We start from the raw sequence: 18,165 nt of genomic DNA on the forward strand, positions 1-18,165 counted from the left end.
TGATCTACCGATCCAATGCGTGCCGATCTGTTGGGGCTTTTCGCCGGAACTGATCTACCGATCCAATGCGTGCCGATCTGCTGGGGTTTTTCGCCGGAACTGATCTACCGATCCAATGCGTGCCGATCTGCTGGGGTTTTTCGCCGGAACTGATCTACTGATCCAACGGGAACCGATCTGCTGGAGTAAATACAATAATTCAAGAAAGTAAATTTATTATAAATCAAAATATTAAGTGATTTTGAGTATGGAAACAATTTTTGAACATAACCCCACAAATTCGGAAATTACGGAGTTAACCGATGTATTGACAAAAGAGGAATATTTATCACACTGGATGTGTTCTAAAGAAAACAGTATATTAGATATTGTGCTTTTGTATGAAATGCGTAAAGATGAAACTACCGCAAAAAAATATAGAGATTTAATACCCGAACTTTATCAACAATGGCAATGGGGATTAGATAACGTCGCTATTCCCGTTTAGCTTTTTCAAAAGCTAAAATTTTATTTACAAAAAAGCATAGAATTAATATAAATAGAGTTTTTCTACCAATTTTCTACCCAAATATTTAAAAAACAAACAATCCCTTTATTTACAGCACTTAACAGCGTTTTTGGTTCGTGCAGGTGGGACCACAGTTAGCAAGCCTTTCAAGCAATTGAGAGGCTTTTTTTAATACAATAATTTACCTCTGGATTTCAATAAATTTTACTCATATGTAAATCTAAGAGATCCTGTATTGGAAGTTTTTGCTTTAGCTGCAAACTTTAAAAAACAATTAATGTAAAATTTTATATTTAATAGTATGCCCATTTATTGCAGTTTAAAAAAATAATTATAGATTTGCAATCTAACATAAATTTCAGGTTTTTAACAAATCGTTTACCCCAGCTCCAAATACCATGAAGATAAACTTAAGAAACGTTTTTTATAAAATATTCCTGTTGCTTTTTTGCCTTTTTGGATATGTAGTTCATGCAGCTCTAGTAGCTCCAGCAGCTCCAATGTCGACTCCTCCTCCGCCGGATAAAGCTCCAATAGACGAGAACATCTATATATTACTCCTAATAGCTATAATATTTGGAGCATACATCCTATATAATCACAAACTAAACAAAAAAAGACCAATTTAAAATTGGTCTTTTTTTGTTTAAACATTTTCTTTACTATTTATTTACATACAGCCTAGAAACATATTTGCCAATTACATCAAATTCTAAATTAACAATAGTGCCAGCCGAAATAGAATGAAAATTAGTGTGCTCGTATGTATAAGGTATGATTGCCACACTAAAATTATTTTTTCCAGAGTTTACTACTGTTAAACTTACTCCATTTACCGTAATAGAACCTTTCTCGATAGTAATATTCTGCAGATCGGCATTATACTCAAAAGTATATAGCCAGCTTCCTTGAGTTTCTTTGACTGCAATACAAGTCCCTGTCTGATCCACATGCCCTTGTACAATATGTCCATCCAGACGGTCTCCTAGCTTCATTGCTCTTTCCAAATTAATACTGTCTCCAGTTTTCCAATGAGAGATATTGGTCTTTTTGATTGTTTCACCAATAGCCGTAACGGTATAATGATTGCCAGCAATAGCAACAACAGTCAAGCATATTCCATTATGAGCCACGCTCTGATCAATTTTTAATTCATGAGTCAATACCGAATCTATAGTGATATGGATATTATCCTGCTCTTTTTTAATCTCTTGAACTTTGCCAAGTGTTTCAATAATCCCTGTAAACATTTCTTATTTTATTTTACTAAATTTGCAGTTCAAAATTAGCAATAAATAACTAGAGGACATTATGAAAAAAGCAGAAAATATAATCGTAGGAATTTCAATAGGAGATTTAAACGGTATTGGAAGCGAAGTAATTCTAAAAACATTCGAAGATGCTCGAATGCTGGAATTATGTACTCCCGTTATTTTTGCCAATGTAAAAATATTGTCATTCATCAGAAAGAATTTTGAATCCATTATTCCTTTGCATGGCATTGATAAACTAGATCAAATTGTAATGGGAAAAGTTAATGTTTTCAATCTTTGGAAAGAAGGAGTTGATTTAAATCTTGGTACTAATGACGAAAAGGTCGGACAATACGCCATTAAGTCATTTGTTGCTGCCACCAAAGCATTAAAAGATGGGGAAATAGATGTACTGGTGACTGCTCCAATAAATAAATACAATATCCAATCCGAAGATTTTAAGTTTCCTGGGCACACAGATTATCTAAATCAGGAATTAGAGGGCGATGCATTAATGCTAATGGTACAGGACAATCTGAGAGTTGGCTTGCTGACAGATCATATTCCAATCAACGAAGTTGCTTCGCACTTGACAGAAGAGTTGATTTTTAAGAAAATTGAGACCATCAATCAAACCTTAATTCAGGATTTCAGCATCAACAAACCCAAAATTGCAGTACTTGGTCTTAATCCTCACTGCGGTGACGGAGGCGTTATCGGAACTGAAGACGACAAAGTATTAAAACCAGCATTGAAAAAATTATTTGATAAAGGAACTTTAGTCTTTGGCCCTTTTGCAGCAGATGGTTTCTTTGGGAGCAATCAATATGAAAAATATGATGCCATCATAGCTGCTTATCATGATCAGGGATTGATCCCTTTTAAGACACTGTCATTTGGCAATGGAGTAAATTACACAGCAGGCTTAAACAAAGTCAGAACATCCCCGGATCATGGTACTGCTTATGATATAGCTGGAAAAAACAAAGCTGATTATAACTCTTTTAAAGAAGCTGTTTATCTTGCAATTGACGTATATAACTCTAGAAATTTATATGCCGAAATTAGCCAAAAGCCCCTAAAAACAAAAGAAAAACAGTTATAAACAAAAAAAGGTGAATAACATTATTAGATTTGCATTTATTTTATATCTTTGCACTCCCGAAGTTTAGGGCAAATTGTTGTTGAAATGAAACAGACAAAAGAATACACAATTCCTTTCGTAGGATTGAAGCTGGGGAAACATAAATTTGAGTATCAAATAAATAACCCGTTCTTTGAAATCTTTGATTATAATGAATTTCAAAATTCAGATATCAAAGTAAATGTAGTTTTAGACAAACAAAGCAATTTGTTAGAATTAAATTTCAAGCACAAAGGTACTATAAATGTCCCTTGCGACATGACAGGAGAAGATTTTGATTTGCCAATAAAAGGGAAATTAAAACTGATTGTTCGATTTGGGGAGACTTTTAATAATGATAATGAAGAGTTGCTTATACTCCCTTTTGGAGAATTTGAAATAGACATCGCTCAATATATCTATGAGATGATTGTACTTTCAGTCCCCCAAAGAAGGGTACATCCAGGAATTAAGGATGGCAGTTTAAACACAGAAGCTTTGACAAAACTGAAAGAATTGACAATTAAAGAGCAAAAAAAAGAAAAAAAAGAAGAAGAGAATATAGACCCGCGCTGGGACAAATTAAAGCAACTATTAACGGATAAATAATATAGTAAAATGGCACATCCTAAGAGAAAAACCTCAAAAACAAGAAGAGACAAAAGAAGAACACATTACAAAGCTACTGTAGCTCAAATCGCTACATGTCCAATTACTGGTGAAGCACATTTATACCACAGAGCTTACTGGCATGAAGGCAAAATGTACTACAGAGGACAAGTTGTTATCGATAAATCTGAAGTAGCTCTTGCTTAATACGTTTTTGTAAACAATATTAGAACTCTCACCTCGTGAGAGTTTTTTTTGTTGATTATAATTACTCCCCCAAATAAGAAAAACTTAACAGAATCAGTTTGGTTTTTTTATTGTAATTTTAGAGACTTTTAAAAATTTTGCAAATGGCAGCATTTGACAATAAATATCGCGTATAATGAGTACAATTACAGCCGCAATTACCGCAGTTGGTGGTTATGTCCCAGACTTTGTCCTTTCTAACAAAGTGCTAGAGACGATGGTAGACACAAATGACGAATGGATAACTACACGCACCGGAATTAAAGAAAGAAGAATACTAAAAGATGCTGATAAAGGAACTTCTTTTCTTGCCATAAAAGCCGCACAAGATTTAATCGCTAAATCAAAAATTGATCCTCTTGAAATAGATCTAGTTTTAATGGCAACTGCTACTGCAGATATGCCCGTTGCTGCTACTGGCGTATATGTAGCTACTGAAATTGGAGCCACAAATGCTTTTGCATACGATTTACAAGCTGCATGTTCAAGCTTCCTTTATGGAATGTCAACTGCAGCAGCTTACATTCAGTCTGGAAGATATAAAAAAGTCCTTTTAATAGGTGCTGATAAAATGTCGTCTATTGTAGATTACAAAGACCGGTCTACCTGCATTATTTTTGGAGATGGAGCTGGAGCTGTATTATTTGAGCCCAACTACGAAGGATACGGATTGCAGGATGAATACTTAAGAAGTGATGCTGTTGGCCGTGATTTCTTGAAAATACCTGCTGGAGGATCTATCCTGCCAACAAGTATAGACACCGTAAATGACAACAAGCACAACATCATTCAAGACGGGAAAACTGTTTTTAAATATGCCGTTACCAATATGGCCGATGCAAGCGATCTGATCTTAAAAAGAAACAATTTGACCAACGAAGATGTAAATTGGCTGGTACCACATCAAGCTAATAAACGTATTATTGACGCTACAGCTCATAGAATGAACTTAGAAGATGATAAAGTATTAATGAATATTGAAAAATATGGAAATACTACATCAGCTACATTACCTCTTGTACTATATGATTTTGAACACCTTTTCAAAAAAGGTGACACAATCATTTTTGCTGCTTTTGGCGGTGGTTTTACTTGGGGATCTATTTACTTAACATGGGCTTACGATAAAAAATAAATTAAACTAAAAAGAACTTAATTATGGATTTAAAAGAAATTCAAAATCTAATTAAATTTGTAGCAAATTCAGGTGTTGCAGAAGTAAAATTAGAAATGGATGATGTAAAAATCACCATCAGAACTACTTTAGAAGGAAACGTTACCGAAGCAACTTATGTTCAACAGTTACCTGCCCAAAACGCTCTTCCGCAAGCTGCTGTCCCACAACAGATTGCTCCAGTTGCTGCTGCTGCTCCAGCAGCCGAACCAGTTGAAAAAAACAATTACATTACTATAAAATCACCAATCATTGGTACTTTTTACAGAAAACCTTCTCCAGACAAACCAATGTTTGTTGAAGTTGGTAAATCTATTGCCAAAGGAGATGTGCTTTGTGTAATTGAAGCAATGAAATTATTCAACGAAATTGAATCAGAAGTATCTGGTAAAATCGTAAAAATATTAGTAGACGATATGTCTCCTGTAGAATTTGATCAGCCTTTATTCTTAGTAGATCCATCATAATTTTAGATTCTAGATTTTTAGATAAAAGATTTTAGACTGCACATTTAATTCAAAATTAAATTAAAACTATCATCTAAATATCTAACCATCTAATTGCATAATTATCTAATTGAAAAAAAAATGTTTAAAAAAATACTAATTGCAAATAGAGGAGAAATAGCGCTTCGTGTCATCCGAACCTGCAGAGAAATGGGTATCAAGACCGTGGCTGTTTATTCTACTGCAGATGCCGAAAGCCTGCATGTAAAATTTGCTGACGAAGCTGTCTGTATTGGACCGCCTCCAAGTAATCTGTCATATTTAAAGATGTCAAATATTATTGCTGCTGCAGAAATTACAAATGCAGATGCAATACATCCTGGTTACGGTTTCTTATCTGAAAACGCAAAATTTTCTAAAATCTGCCAAGAACACAATATAAAATTCATTGGTGCAACTCCCGAAATGATTGACAGAATGGGAGATAAAGCTTCGGCAAAAGCAACCATGATTGAAGCGGGGGTTCCTTGTGTCCCAGGTTCTGTTGGTGTATTAGAATCTTTTGAGCAAGCTGCAGAATTAGCCAACAAATTTGGATATCCTGTAATGCTAAAAGCAACTGCAGGTGGCGGAGGAAAAGGAATGAGAGCAGTATGGGCTCCCGAAGACTTATTAAAAGCCTGGGAAGGTGCTCGTCAAGAATCGGCTGCTGCTTTTGGAAATGACGGGATGTATCTTGAAAAATTGATTGAAGAGCCACGCCATATCGAAATTCAGGTTGTAGGTGATTCATACGGAAAAGCTTGTCACCTTTCTGAAAGAGATTGTTCTGTACAGCGTCGTCACCAAAAATTGACCGAAGAAACTCCTTCACCATTTATGACAGACGAATTGCGTTCAAAAATGGGAGAGGCAGCTGTAAAAGCAGCTGAATATATAAAATATGAAGGCGCAGGAACTGTTGAGTTTTTGGTGGACAAGCACAGAAACTTCTATTTCATGGAAATGAACACCCGCATCCAGGTAGAACATCCTATTACCGAACAAGTAGTAGATTATGACTTGATTCGTGAGCAGATTTTAGTTGCTGCTGGTGTGCCAATTTCAGGAAGAAACTACCTTCCTCAGCTGCATGCTATTGAATGCCGTATCAATGCCGAAGATCCTTTTAATGATTTTAGGCCATCTCCAGGAAAAATCACAACATTGCACATGCCTGGCGGCCATGGAGTGCGTTTAGATACTCACGTATATTCAGGATATACAATTCCTCCAAATTACGATTCAATGATTGCCAAATTGATTACTACAGCCCAGACACGTGAAGAAGCTATTAGCAAAATGAGAAGAGCTCTTGACGAATTTGTAATCGAAGGGATCAAAACTACTATACCGTTTCATAGACAATTGATGGATGATCCAAAATATATCGAAGGCGATTACACAACTGCTTTCATGGATACTTTCAAAATGAATCCTATAGAATAATTGTAAAGGCTGTCATTATTTGACAGCTTTTTTTATATAAGCCTTTCAGTAAAATTCTGAAAGGTTTTTTTATGTCTAATACACTCTATTCTGTATACTTTTTACACACAAGACCATAAATTTATACACCCATCTATTTTTTTCTGTTTTGGCATGATTCATATAAATGCTAGATAAACAAGTATTTACACGGTGGAAGTTGTCTATTTTTCGTAATGGCATAGTATTTTCATGTAGTTAAGAGTAAATCATTAATATTTAAATTATACATTATGAAAAATCTATTTTTATCTGCCGCAATCGCATTAGGAAGCTTAACATCGTTCGCTGCTTCTACAATTACAATCCCGGTTTCAACTGTTCAAACAATAAGCATTGGTGACGAATACACCGAAATTAAGCTGGAAGAGCTGCCATCAGCAGTAGTAGAAGCCTTGAAAAAAGCACATCCAGATGCGGCAATCACAAAAGCTTATAAAAACGAAAAATCCGAATACAAATTAGATGTTACTATCGGAGGTAAAACAGAAAGCCTTTTTGCCAATGCAGATGGTACTTGGATTAAAAAATAATTTCACCGAGTTTTTAAAAAATTTAAACAATAATCATTACTAAATACAATCATTATGAAAAATTTATTTTTATCAGCCGCAATAGTTTTAGGAGGTTTTGCTTCTTACGCTTCAGTTTCTCCTATTTCAAATACAATTGTAAAAACAGTTTCCCTGCAAGAGGAATACACTGAAATAAAATTAGAGGAAGTTCCTGCTGCTGTAACCGATGCTCTTAAAAAAGCATATCCAGACGGGGTTCTCTCAAAAGCATATAAAAATGCAAAATCACAATATAAACTCGAAGTTACTGTTGGTGACAAAGTAGGTTCCCTGTATGCAAATGCAGATGGGACATGGATCAAAAAATAATTAAAATTATATAATTATGAAAAAGCTAATCTTATCCGCAGCAATTATTCTAGGCGCTATGTCAGTACAGACAGTTAGTGCTATGCATCCGGTTTCAATGATTCAGTATGTTCAGGATGAATTTACTGAAGTAAGTACAGATGCAATTCCAGCTGCTGTAAAATCTACAGCTGAAAAATCTTTTCCAGGCACCCAATTAGTAAAGGCGTACAAAAACGAAAAGAATGAATATAAGCTGGAAATCACTAAAGATGATCAAAAGTATACTGTCTATACAGATGCTTCGGGAAATATCATCAAAAAATAAAATAAACATCATGAAAATGCTCATCTTGACAGCTTTTATTGCTTTAGGAAGCATATTACAGTACGCAGACAGGGATACAGCATCCCAAATTGTAATAAAGGAATCTGACATACAGTCTAAATACGTAGAAGTCAGCGTCAATGCGGTTCCAGATGCCATAAAAGCCACTTTAGAGACAGCATATTCTGGCACAAAACTCATTAGAGCCTATGTGAATCAGAAAAAAGAATACAAGCTAGAATTATCAATTGGAAACCGAAAAGCTACTGTTTACACAGATGTCAATGGCAATTGGTAAAAAATAATAATTGGAGAATTAGATTTATGTTTTTGACGAAAAGAGGCTGTTTTTTAAAAACAGCCTCTTTTTTTTGCATAATATTATGAAAATACGCGTTTATTAGTGGTATTTTAGCGTCATAGCTCCTCGAAACCATGTCAAGAATATTACTGATAGAAGACGATATTTCATTCTGCAAATTATTAGAAAAGTTTCTAATAAAAAAAGCATATGATGTTACCATTGCTTTTTCTGCTGCAGAAGCCAGAATAGCGGTGAAAAAAGAATCCTTTCATTTGATTCTAATGGATATCCGTTTGCCAGATTTTGACGGAATTGGTCTTATGACCGAATTTAAAGCTTCGAATCCTGAGGTGCCGGTTATACTTATGACAGGATATTCGGATGTGAATACTGCGGTGAAAGCTATCAAGAATGGCGCAGCCGATTATATTTCAAAACCCTTTAATCCTGACGAAGTTTTATTGGTTATTACAAATGCAATGCAGCCCACTCAGGAAAAAACTGTTTCCAAAGTTAAAAAAACGGATAAAAAAACTACTGCCCCTGACAATGAATTTGTAAAAGGCATTTCCGTTGCTTCAAAAAAATTATTAGATCATATACAATTGGTAAGCCCAACAGATATGTCGGTTTTGATTATTGGCGAAAGCGGTACTGGCAAAGAAATAATTGCCAAAAGCATTCATCAGCAGAGTCATAGAAAAAATAATAATTTCGTAGCTGTTGATTGTGGAGCGATTCCAAAAGAATTGGCGGCGAGCGAATTTTTCGGACATTTAAAAGGATCTTTTACAGGAGCAATCAGCGATAAAATAGGCTATTTTGAAGCAGCAAATGGAGGGACTCTTTTTTTGGATGAAATTGGAAACCTTTCTTATGAAAACCAAATCCAATTGCTGAGAGCCTTGCAGGAACGAAAAATTAAGCCGGTTGGAAGCAACAAAGAAATTAATGTAGATATCCGTATTGTTACAGCAACCAATGAAGATCTGCGCGAAGCAGTTAAAAATGGTGACTTCCGAGAAGATTTATACCATCGAATCAATGAATTTTCTATACTCTCACCGTCATTAAATGACAGAGGAGAAGATTTAATGGTTTTTGCCGATTATTTTCTGGAGAAAGCAAATCAGCAGCTGCATAAGGAAGTTATAGGCTTTTCGCCAGAAGTTGTTGCCATTTTTCAAAAATACAGCTGGCCGGGTAATTTGCGCGAACTTCAAAATTGCGTAAAACGGGCCACTCTTTTGACACGTGGCCATTACATTGAAAGTGATGTTTTGCCTGCAGAATTTTTTCAGGAACAAAAACAGCCGAGTGAGAGTTTTTCTTTGTCAGAAAATGAAAAAGAAGCTATTATTCATGCTCTTGAAAAGGCTCAGAATAACAAATCGGAAGCGGCAAAGCTGTTAAAAATAACCCGAAAAACACTTTATAATAAACTAAAACAATATAATATTAATTAGGCAATTTCCTTATTTAAAGCTGTAAAAAGCAAATCTATTTTTGTTTTTAAAGAATCCGAAAGATTATTTAAATCCGAAACTGCTAAATCATTTTTCTCTAATAATTCTAGAACCCTGCTGATTTCTTGTGCTTCAATCTGCCTGAACATGGGGGCAATTCTATGTGCAATCGCATTGATTTCAAAAGTATTTTTCTGCTGGACTGCATTTTCTAAATAGGTCATGTTTTTTTTACTGCTTTCGATAAATTGTTTTAAAAACACTTGCAAAGCTTCATTATCGTTTCCTAAAAACTGCTTCAAAGTTTTTAAGGAATATAGTTCAGGATTGTTGATTTCTGCAACAGCATCAGTTACAATATCCGGAAGATCTTTATTTTGCAAAATATGCTGAATAGTTTCCAGAAGGTCTTTTGGCGAATATGGTTTTTTGATTACAGTTGTAAATCCAGCCTCGATACAGTCGGAATATTCTAAATCGGCACGGCCCGTAAGTGCGATTATAGGCTGGTTTTTGTATGTTGAATAATTGGAGTTTTTTAATTTTTCGATAAACAAAAAACCATCCATTATGGGCATTTGGATATCAGTAATTATAAAATCAAAAACAGTATTTCCTATTGTTTGCAAAGCTTTTGCAGCATTGTCAAAAGACAAAACCGTATGATGTTCCTGCTTTAATACACTGCTGGTTAAATGCAGCAGATTGCTGTCATCATCAATAACAATAAAAGTATATTTTCTGGCATCAATAATAGGTTCTTCAATTTGAGTAACGATGTTTGCACTGTTATCAAATTGCAGTGGAAGCTCAATGATGAAAGTGCTTCCTTGACCGAACTCGCTTTCCAGTTTTAGAGTTCCTCCTAAGATAGTGACAATTTTTTGGCAGATAGATAATCCTAAACCAGTTCCACCGTATTTTTTTTCGATGCTTTCGTTAGCTTGTGTAAACTCTTCAAAGACAAATTTCTGGTTACTTTTTTCAATCCCAATTCCTGAATCTTCAATGGAAATACTATAAAAATTATCAGCCTCATTTCTCGAAACGTTAATCTTAATAAATCCTTCCTCGGTAAATTTGTAAGCATTCCCGATAATATTGCTCAAAATCTGTTTCAGCCGAAATGGATCCCCAACAATTCTGGTGTTTAAGCTTTCATCGATATGTATAACAAGATCAATGTTTTTCTGCTTATAAACTGCCTGAATACTTTTGGCTGCCTCATCAATAACTTCGGGCAATAAAAAAGGGACTTTTTCAATTGTAATTTTTCCAGCTTCAATTTGGGAGAAGTCCAATAAATCCTGAACCAATTGCGTAATATATTCGGACGAGTTCTTGATGTTCTTGACGAAGTACGACTGCTTAGTATTGACATCTGAATTGCCCAGCAGTTCGGTGTAGCCAACAATGGTACTTAAGGGTGTTTTTAAATCATGGCTCACAGTGGAGATGAGCTGTTCACGGCTTTTCAGCAGGTTTTTGGTTTTGAAATTGGCAATTTCCAGCTGTTTTTTATACAATTGGGATTTAGAATAATCGCTCACAATCAAAATAGAGAAAATCAAGGTTAATACTAAACCAATAATTGCCGATGTCATTACTACCTGGTTGACTTTTTTTAATGATTTTTCTTTGAGCGTGTTATTTTTTATGGAGCTGATAATGATTTCGCGCTCAATAATCCGGAGTACTTTTCGAAGCTGTTCGGATATGGCGATTTCATTTTTGAGCAGTTTATTCTCCTGAAAGTTTAGCGATTCTTTTTTCTTTTCGGCTTTTACTTTTACAGATGTCAAAAGTTTTTTTGAATTGGCCAAAATAGAATCCGAAGCTTCTTTGCTAAGTGTATTGGTGCTGTCGTCTGGAATATTCTGGTTGAGGTAATCTACATATTTTCGCAACACATTTCGCTGATAAGCTCCAAGTTCATCTGGGTTTTTGGCAAAATCCTTTAATACCAGTTTCCGGAGTTTAGATTCCATTCTGGTAATTTCGTTAATGGCTTTATCTACTGAAACTTCATCATCGGCCTTGTTTTTTATGGCTTTTAACTGGCGGATGTTCTTCGTTTTTTCGGACAATAAATAGGTAACGCTATCCAGTAAAGTCTTTTGGTATTGTGTTGTGACAATTTGTTTCAGCGTATCAATTCTGGATTTTAAAGAATCGGTTTCTATTAGATAATTTTTAAAATCTTTTTGAGAATTTGTCTGAATAGTTTTTCGGGCTAAACTTTCGGTTTTATAAATATTGGAAAAAAGCTTGCTGACTCTTAAAATCTTAGTTTTCTCGAAGGCTATTTTATCTTCCAGCTGGTTATAAACATCATTTTCAGAATATAGAACCCAGCCTACGGATACTACTAATGTCAATAGCGCAACATAGCTTAATAACACTTTTACCGGCGTATAACTTTTTTTGCTTTCCATAAATTATATAACGCTGTTTTGAGCTTTTTAGTCCTTAATGTTCATTCTGGATTGCAATTGTAAATGATCGCATGGAAGCTGTATCTTGTTCTTTAGCCCTGATCGAAGTGAAAATCCTCGAAGCTTTTGCGATGAGATTGAAACGTAGAGCAGGAACCATCTTTGCTAAAATGCCAAATTTTTCTGCTCCTAATATAACAATTGAAATTAATATTCAATTTTTCCCATATGTCTCATAATCCGGACGATTTTTGTTTTCCTGTTGTTGATATAGGAAGAGGAACTGGTTGCTTTATATTTTCTTGGATTAGGCAAAATGGCTGCGATTCCGGCCGCCTGCTGCATTGTTAGGCTCGAAGCATCCTTACGGTACCAATGTTCGGTTGCTGCATAAGCTCCGTAAACGCCATCACCCATTTCGATACTATTGAGGTAGACTTCCATGATGCGTTCTTTGCCCCAAATGAGTTCAATAAGTACGGTGAAATAGGCTTCCAGGCCTTTTCTAAGATAGCTTCGGCCTTGCCAAAGGAAAACATTTTTGGCAGTCTGCTGTGATATGGTGCTTCCGCCTCTTACTTTTCGGCCTCGTTCGTTGCTTTTGTAGGCTTTTTGCATGGCTATAAAATCAAAACCGTTATGTGTAAGGAAAGTTCCGTCTTCGCTGGCTATTACTGCTTTTTGCAGATTCATTGATATTTTTTCTATAGGTTCCCAATTGTGGCTGAAATGATTTTCCTTGTCGGCGGCATTGTTTTCAAAGTAACGGATGACCATTAATGGCGTGAATGGAACGGGAACAAATTTGAAAAGCACAACTGAGGCTATGGAAAGGCCAAAAAACCATAACAAAGCTTTCAGCAAAAACCATTTTACTTTGGTCATAAAACCGTCCGGCTTTTTTTTAGCAGGTTTTTTAGCTGTTGTTTTTTTTGGTGTTATTCTGGTTGCCATTTTATTCTAAATCTGCTTTTAATTTTGAACCAAAAGTAGTTTTTATTATGATTATTTTTTAATGACTTTAAAAGTTTTTTTCTTCTCGTCATTGGTAACATTGATTACATAAACACCAGCGGCGTATTTTTTGAAGTCAATGCTCACATTTGGTTTTGAAAATTTATTTTCAAAAAGCAATTGTCCATTTGAATTGTACACTTCAACTTTAGAAATTAATGAACTGCTTTCTATATTTAAAGTATTTTCAACAGGATTTGGATAGTATTTTAAATTCTCAAATTCATTTTCAGTAATAGATAAAGATGCTGTGGGACTAAAAACAAGATTGTCCAGATAGGCGTTATCACCTATGTTATCTGCTGACTTTCCTAGGTGCTGCAAAGAAATGCGGATTTCGGTTCCTGCGTATGGAGTCAGATCATATTTTAGTGCTGTAAATTCGTCTGCATCCTTTGCAGCTGGCTTAATTTCACTGCCTAATGCTTTACCATTTACAAGAACTCTAAATATGGATTCGTTATTACTTTGATTATAGGTTTGTTTAAGATCGAATTGCATGAATAGCGTTTGAGCATTTCGGGCATCTACTTTCATATTCAGTTTTGTTATGAAATCTGGGTTTGTTTCCCAAATATTTGAATAATTTGAAGATTTTGAAGTACTCTTTTTCAGTTGTGAGGTAACAATTTTCCAATTCTTTGGATAATTGCTTCCATTCATTATAATTAGATTGTTAGTATCGTTTGAAGGGTCTGGAGATACCATTATTGAACTTTGATTTGTGCTTTCCAAAATTAGTGTTTCATCCAATGGAGTTTCAAAGTCATATTTTACATTCGCAATTTTTCCATTTATGTTTGAAGTATAACCTTCTTCCAATTTTAAATTGTCAATCAATACGTTTGCAGAACCCGAGTAGGTAGCCATTATTTGATAACTATAGTCACCTGTTACAAGGGGAGTGTAATAAGAAACAAGATCCCTATATCCATATTCAGTCAAATATCCATCTTGGGAAGGGCTTGATTCAATATTGTATTCGTTTTGGCCTCTGCCAACTGCCAGGCTTATCCCTATTGCTGCATATTCATATGCTTTGACAGCTTTCATGCTGAATTTATAAGTTGTTCCAGCTATTAAATGAAACATCGGACTAAAGAAGCTAGGATAAGATCCATTCATGTGGATAAATGTATTATCATCAAAGCCTGTTAAGAATTCATTACCATCAAAATAGGATGAATAATTTTTTATCCGGTCTTTTTCCAAGGAATATTCTCCATTAGAATGTTTGAAACAGCTTGGTAACACTTTTTGTCCATATGCGCTCAGGCTGTTAAAATTCTCAGACCACGGCAAGGTTCGTATCTCACAAGTTGTGTCTATTTTTTTTGGACCAACCAGGATTGAGTTTCCTGACCCGCAGGTGGTTTTAAAATAAAAATCGTAATTAGTTGATTCAGATAGGCCCGAAATGGTTATTTCGTTTTGGGAAGTGTTTACTTTAGTACCATTTCCAGCGGTGAAGCCTCTAATCCCGTATTCTATTTCAACATTTTGTGTAGATTGATTCCCTGAAGTCCAATTAATATGAACGGAGCTGTTGTTAATATTAGAAAAAACAACATCTATTGGCTCATAGCATTCTAATGTCTGGTCATAATAAAAATCGTCAATTAAAATTGTATTAGTGCTTCGATATTCATTTGGTTCGCTTTCAAGCTTAAATGCTATCTGCTTATTGGATCCTTTATACGCTGAAAAATCTATATTATATTGTTTTCCGTATTGAGGCGTTTTTTTTATCTCATCAAAAGAAATAGATTGATACGGTTCAAAAGTTGAAAGATCTAAAGGATTCTTTATAGTTCCGATAATTAAATTGCCTGATTTGGTATATGATGATAATCGGTTATAAATCCAGAATTTTATTTTTTTAGCATTATCGAAGTCTGATAAATAAGGAGTTATTAGATATGCGGTACCTGATTCATCTTGTAATAAATAAACATTTGGAGCACTATTTATATTGGTCAAGCTAAATTCATCAATACGGGAATATTGATGGTTGTTATAAGTCCAGCAAAAATTAATAACATCGCCGTAATTATTTTTATAGGAATCAAAATTTTCTATAAAAGGAGCAGTTTTAGAACATGCAATTCTGAAGGTATATCTGTCACTCCAATCACTCGCTATATTTGTTTCACAATAAGTACGAACTCTGTAATTGTATGAATTCTCAATTAATCCAGTTAAATTAAAAGGATTTGTTTTGACTGTTATTAAAGTTCCTGTTCCTTCTGCAAATCCTTTTGGACCATATTCAATTTCCCAGCTGTCAGATTGTTTTTGATTGTTGTTATCTTTCCAAGACAAGGAAACACTGTCTGTTCCGGATTGCATCGCTCCTAATTGGCCAGGTCTTGGGCAATTATTTTGCGTATATTCAAAATCATCAATGTATAATCTTCTTAAACGTGCATTGTTCTTGCTTTGCTTTATACCGACATATTTGTCCGTGCCATAATAATTTGAAAAATCAATTTCATATTTCAGCCATTTTCCAATATTTTCAACGGGAATTGTAACCGTTCTGTAAGAGGTAAAAGTTTTATAATCCTCTGGATCCGAAAGCGTTCCTATGATGAATTCTACTGCTGAATTGGTGTTCTCATTTGGTGAAAGCATCCAGAAACTAAATTTTTTATAATTATCAAAATCTTTTAATCGAGGCGAAACAAGAACTACTCTATCTGTTTTTTCACCTTCACCAAGAGGATAAGGGGCATCTAATTGATTCAGTATAAGAATCGATTGTTTACCGCTGTGTACTGAAGTACTATTTGAAGACTGAATGTTAACTTTTATGAAACCATTTTTTTCCCAATATCGTTCTTCGATATTAGGTACAATTCTAGTCCAGCATCCTTTTTTTTCAAAAGCAGCACTTTCAAAATCATCACTGTAACCAGCTGTTATTCCAGAACATTTTGTTCTAAAATATCCTCTATCAGACCAGCCGCTATATTCAGTATCACATTTAGCACGCACATAGAAGTCATATACAGTGTCATCTAGCAAGGAGCTGGTTATTTTGAATGGGAATGAAGATGCATTTACAATAGTTCCAGATCCATGTGCAAATCCTTTAGGGCCATATTCTATCTGCCATTCTGATGCTGGTTTGTAATTGTCCCAGGTAACGGTTGCAAAATCAATTCCTGAGCTGAGAGTTCTAGGATTTAAAGGCTCTGCACATAGCGGAGAATCTTCATAAACAAAATCATCTATGCAAAAAATGGATTTAGCTGATTCATTTTGTTTCAGAGCGATGTAATGATGATTATTACTTTTTTGATAATTGTCTAAATAAATAGTGTGTTCTTTCCAAATATCCAATTTGTCAGGATTGTCAATCTCATTCATTTCTGATGGTGAAATTGTTTTCAAAGGAATGAAAGTAGTGGCATCCTTTGGGTCAGACATTGTTCCTATGGTCAGGGAATTGTTATTGTAAGTTTGGTTTGAACTATATGCAAGGAGACTGAATCTGATCCTTTTTGCAGCTTCTAGATTTGCAATATAAGGGGTTATTAAAAATGATTTCTGACCGGCATCTCCATACGAATTCATAATAATCATTTGAGAACCCGTTTTAGGCAATGGTTTTAAACTCCAGTTAACATTTTTATCTTTTGCTATTATCGCATAATTAGTATTAGTGCTCCAGCAGGGATCTATATAATCAGACCCTTCAAATGAGGTTGAATAAGTTCCCGAAAAATCATTGCAAACGGTTTTAAAGCTGACTGTCGGAGTCCAATTCGAATATAAATCATCAATACAGTTTGCTCGTAATTTTACTTCATAATCAGTATTTCCAATCAAATTACTTAAAATAAACGGACTGCTTTGAATGTTAAACGTTTCTGTAGTTTGTGTAAAAAGATTTTTTAAACTTACCTGAAAATTAGTCTGGTTTGGAGAATCAAAGCTTATCTGGGCTGCATGTTCCTGAACATCTGTAACTGCAAAATTAGATTGGCCGTAACAATTAGAAGCTTCTTCATAACTGATGTCGTCTATATAAATTTCGGCATCGCCAATATAATTGTATGATTTATTTCTGAATTTGAAGACAATATACTCATCATTTCCTTTGTAATTATTAAAGTAAATAGTTCTTGGTTCCCAATTACCTGATGCAGGTCTTTCGACCTCGGAGAGCAAATGGAAAGTGCTTGGGTTATTTGGATCGGTCATTGTTCCTACAAGAAGCTCTTCATTGGAGTCGTAACTATAAACCCAAAAGCGTATTTTTCTTTCGGCGGCTAAATCTTTAAATTTTGGAGAAACCAAAGCGACATGACCGTTAGTTCTATTGTCTAAATTGCTCATAGTTATGGAAGAACCTGGATTATCACCATGATTATAATTTTTTGTCAATGCTATATAGGCCTCATTTTTAGGATTATTGTATAACAGACCTTTCCACTCTAAATCTTTTTCGTTTGTATTATTAAAATCAATAGTGTAGCCCAAAGAATAATAATTGTCATTTGCAGCAAATACTGTTTGAGTCTGTGACCAATCGGTCCATGCAATGGTGGTTCCATTGAAATGATTTTCTCTAATCCTGAAAACATATTTTTTTAATGGATCCAGCGTAAAGCGGTAAAAATCCCAACCGGAAACTTTTACAGAAGTTCCCTGTCCAGGCAGAAATCCTTCCGGGCCGTATTCAAACTCCCATTCAGCAGTAGTATAAACACTGTAATTAAGATATTCAATCATAGCTTCACCAGTTAGGGAAACCGTAATTTCAAAGTCTAAATTGGCGGTGGCAGGCTCGGTTTTGTTGTTGGCTTTTAAAAAAAGAAAATTGAAAAAAGAAAAAAGGATTACCAAAGTAGTTTTCTGCAT

The 18,165-nt window shown here is 34.8% G+C and carries 16 protein-coding genes; 12 read left to right on the forward strand and 4 right to left on the reverse strand.

Annotation, left to right across the window (positions count from 1 at the left end; all coding sequences use genetic code 11):
* Nucleotides 1–247 precede the first annotated feature (247 nt).
* A complete protein-coding gene (locus ABEG11_RS09990) occupies nucleotides 248–487 on the forward strand; it encodes a hypothetical protein (protein WP_348824025.1) in 240 nt (79 codons plus the stop codon).
* A 683-nt stretch (nucleotides 488–1,170) separates the two neighbouring features.
* Here the strand turns inward: ABEG11_RS09990 and ABEG11_RS09995 are convergent.
* Nucleotides 1,171–1,758: a riboflavin synthase gene (locus ABEG11_RS09995; RefSeq protein WP_348824026.1), complete on the reverse strand. Its 588-nt coding sequence runs from the start codon at nucleotides 1,756–1,758 to the stop codon at nucleotides 1,171–1,173.
* Between the two features lie 58 nt (nucleotides 1,759–1,816).
* Between ABEG11_RS09995 and pdxA the strand changes: the two genes are divergently transcribed.
* The 11 genes from pdxA (at nucleotide 1,817) to ABEG11_RS10050 (ending at nucleotide 9,847) form a co-directional block, all read left to right on the forward strand.
* Nucleotides 1,817–2,866 (forward strand): 4-hydroxythreonine-4-phosphate dehydrogenase PdxA, encoded by a 1,050-nt coding sequence (gene pdxA, locus ABEG11_RS10000; RefSeq protein WP_348824077.1) that lies wholly within the window; start codon nucleotides 1,817–1,819, stop codon nucleotides 2,864–2,866.
* A gap of 84 nt (nucleotides 2,867–2,950) precedes the next feature.
* The gene (locus ABEG11_RS10005) at nucleotides 2,951–3,493 is read left to right on the forward strand and encodes a YceD family protein (RefSeq protein WP_348824027.1); all 543 of its coding nucleotides are present in this window, start codon (nucleotides 2,951–2,953) and stop codon (nucleotides 3,491–3,493) included.
* 9 nt (nucleotides 3,494–3,502) lie between these two features.
* Nucleotides 3,503–3,700, forward strand: a complete 198-nt coding sequence (rpmF, locus tag ABEG11_RS10010; RefSeq protein WP_035639771.1) for a 50S ribosomal protein L32 — start codon at nucleotides 3,503–3,505, stop codon at nucleotides 3,698–3,700.
* Nucleotides 3,701–3,875: 175 nt separating this feature from the next.
* The gene (locus ABEG11_RS10015; protein WP_348824028.1) at nucleotides 3,876–4,874 is read left to right on the forward strand and encodes a beta-ketoacyl-ACP synthase III; all 999 of its coding nucleotides are present in this window, start codon (nucleotides 3,876–3,878) and stop codon (nucleotides 4,872–4,874) included.
* Nucleotides 4,875–4,897: 23 nt separating this feature from the next.
* On the forward strand, nucleotides 4,898–5,380 hold the full coding sequence (gene accB, locus ABEG11_RS10020; RefSeq protein ID WP_348824029.1) for an acetyl-CoA carboxylase biotin carboxyl carrier protein: 483 nt from the start codon (nucleotides 4,898–4,900) through the stop codon (nucleotides 5,378–5,380).
* Nucleotides 5,381–5,500: 120 nt separating this feature from the next.
* Nucleotides 5,501–6,847, forward strand: coding sequence for an acetyl-CoA carboxylase biotin carboxylase subunit (gene accC / locus ABEG11_RS10025; RefSeq protein WP_348824030.1), 1,347 nt, complete (start codon nucleotides 5,501–5,503; stop codon nucleotides 6,845–6,847).
* A gap of 272 nt (nucleotides 6,848–7,119) precedes the next feature.
* Complete coding sequence (locus ABEG11_RS10030; protein ID WP_348824031.1) at nucleotides 7,120–7,419, forward strand: hypothetical protein; 300 nt, start codon at nucleotides 7,120–7,122, stop codon at nucleotides 7,417–7,419.
* 54 nt (nucleotides 7,420–7,473) lie between these two features.
* A complete protein-coding gene (locus ABEG11_RS10035; RefSeq protein WP_348824032.1) occupies nucleotides 7,474–7,770 on the forward strand; it encodes a hypothetical protein in 297 nt (98 codons plus the stop codon).
* A 16-nt stretch (nucleotides 7,771–7,786) separates the two neighbouring features.
* Nucleotides 7,787–8,077, forward strand: coding sequence for a PepSY-like domain-containing protein (locus tag ABEG11_RS10040; RefSeq protein WP_348824033.1), 291 nt, complete (start codon nucleotides 7,787–7,789; stop codon nucleotides 8,075–8,077).
* A 10-nt stretch (nucleotides 8,078–8,087) separates the two neighbouring features.
* Nucleotides 8,088–8,375, forward strand: a complete 288-nt coding sequence (locus tag ABEG11_RS10045; RefSeq protein WP_348824034.1) for a hypothetical protein — start codon at nucleotides 8,088–8,090, stop codon at nucleotides 8,373–8,375.
* A gap of 137 nt (nucleotides 8,376–8,512) precedes the next feature.
* Nucleotides 8,513–9,847, forward strand: a complete 1,335-nt coding sequence (locus tag ABEG11_RS10050) for a sigma-54-dependent transcriptional regulator (protein WP_348824035.1) — start codon at nucleotides 8,513–8,515, stop codon at nucleotides 9,845–9,847.
* Here the strand turns inward: ABEG11_RS10050 and ABEG11_RS10055 are convergent.
* The 3 genes from ABEG11_RS10055 to ABEG11_RS10065 all read right to left on the reverse strand — a co-directional run bounded on the left by ABEG11_RS10055 (nucleotide 9,844) and on the right by ABEG11_RS10065 (nucleotide 18,165).
* Nucleotides 9,844–12,282 carry a hybrid sensor histidine kinase/response regulator gene (locus tag ABEG11_RS10055; RefSeq protein ID WP_348824036.1) on the reverse strand — a complete coding sequence of 813 codons (2,439 nt, stop codon included), beginning with the start codon at nucleotides 12,280–12,282 and terminating at the stop codon, nucleotides 9,844–9,846. The two genes, ABEG11_RS10050 and ABEG11_RS10055, sit on opposite strands and share 4 nt — an antisense overlap.
* Before the next feature lie 207 nt (nucleotides 12,283–12,489).
* Nucleotides 12,490–13,236: a monofunctional biosynthetic peptidoglycan transglycosylase gene (gene mtgA, locus ABEG11_RS10060; protein ID WP_348824037.1), complete on the reverse strand. Its 747-nt coding sequence runs from the start codon at nucleotides 13,234–13,236 to the stop codon at nucleotides 12,490–12,492.
* Nucleotides 13,237–13,287: 51 nt separating this feature from the next.
* Complete coding sequence (locus ABEG11_RS10065) at nucleotides 13,288–18,165, reverse strand: T9SS-dependent choice-of-anchor J family protein (RefSeq protein WP_348824038.1); 4,878 nt, start codon at nucleotides 18,163–18,165, stop codon at nucleotides 13,288–13,290.

The organism is Flavobacterium aestuarii, assembly GCF_040049115.1.
GTDB lineage: Bacteria > Bacteroidota > Bacteroidia > Flavobacteriales > Flavobacteriaceae > Flavobacterium > Flavobacterium aestuarii.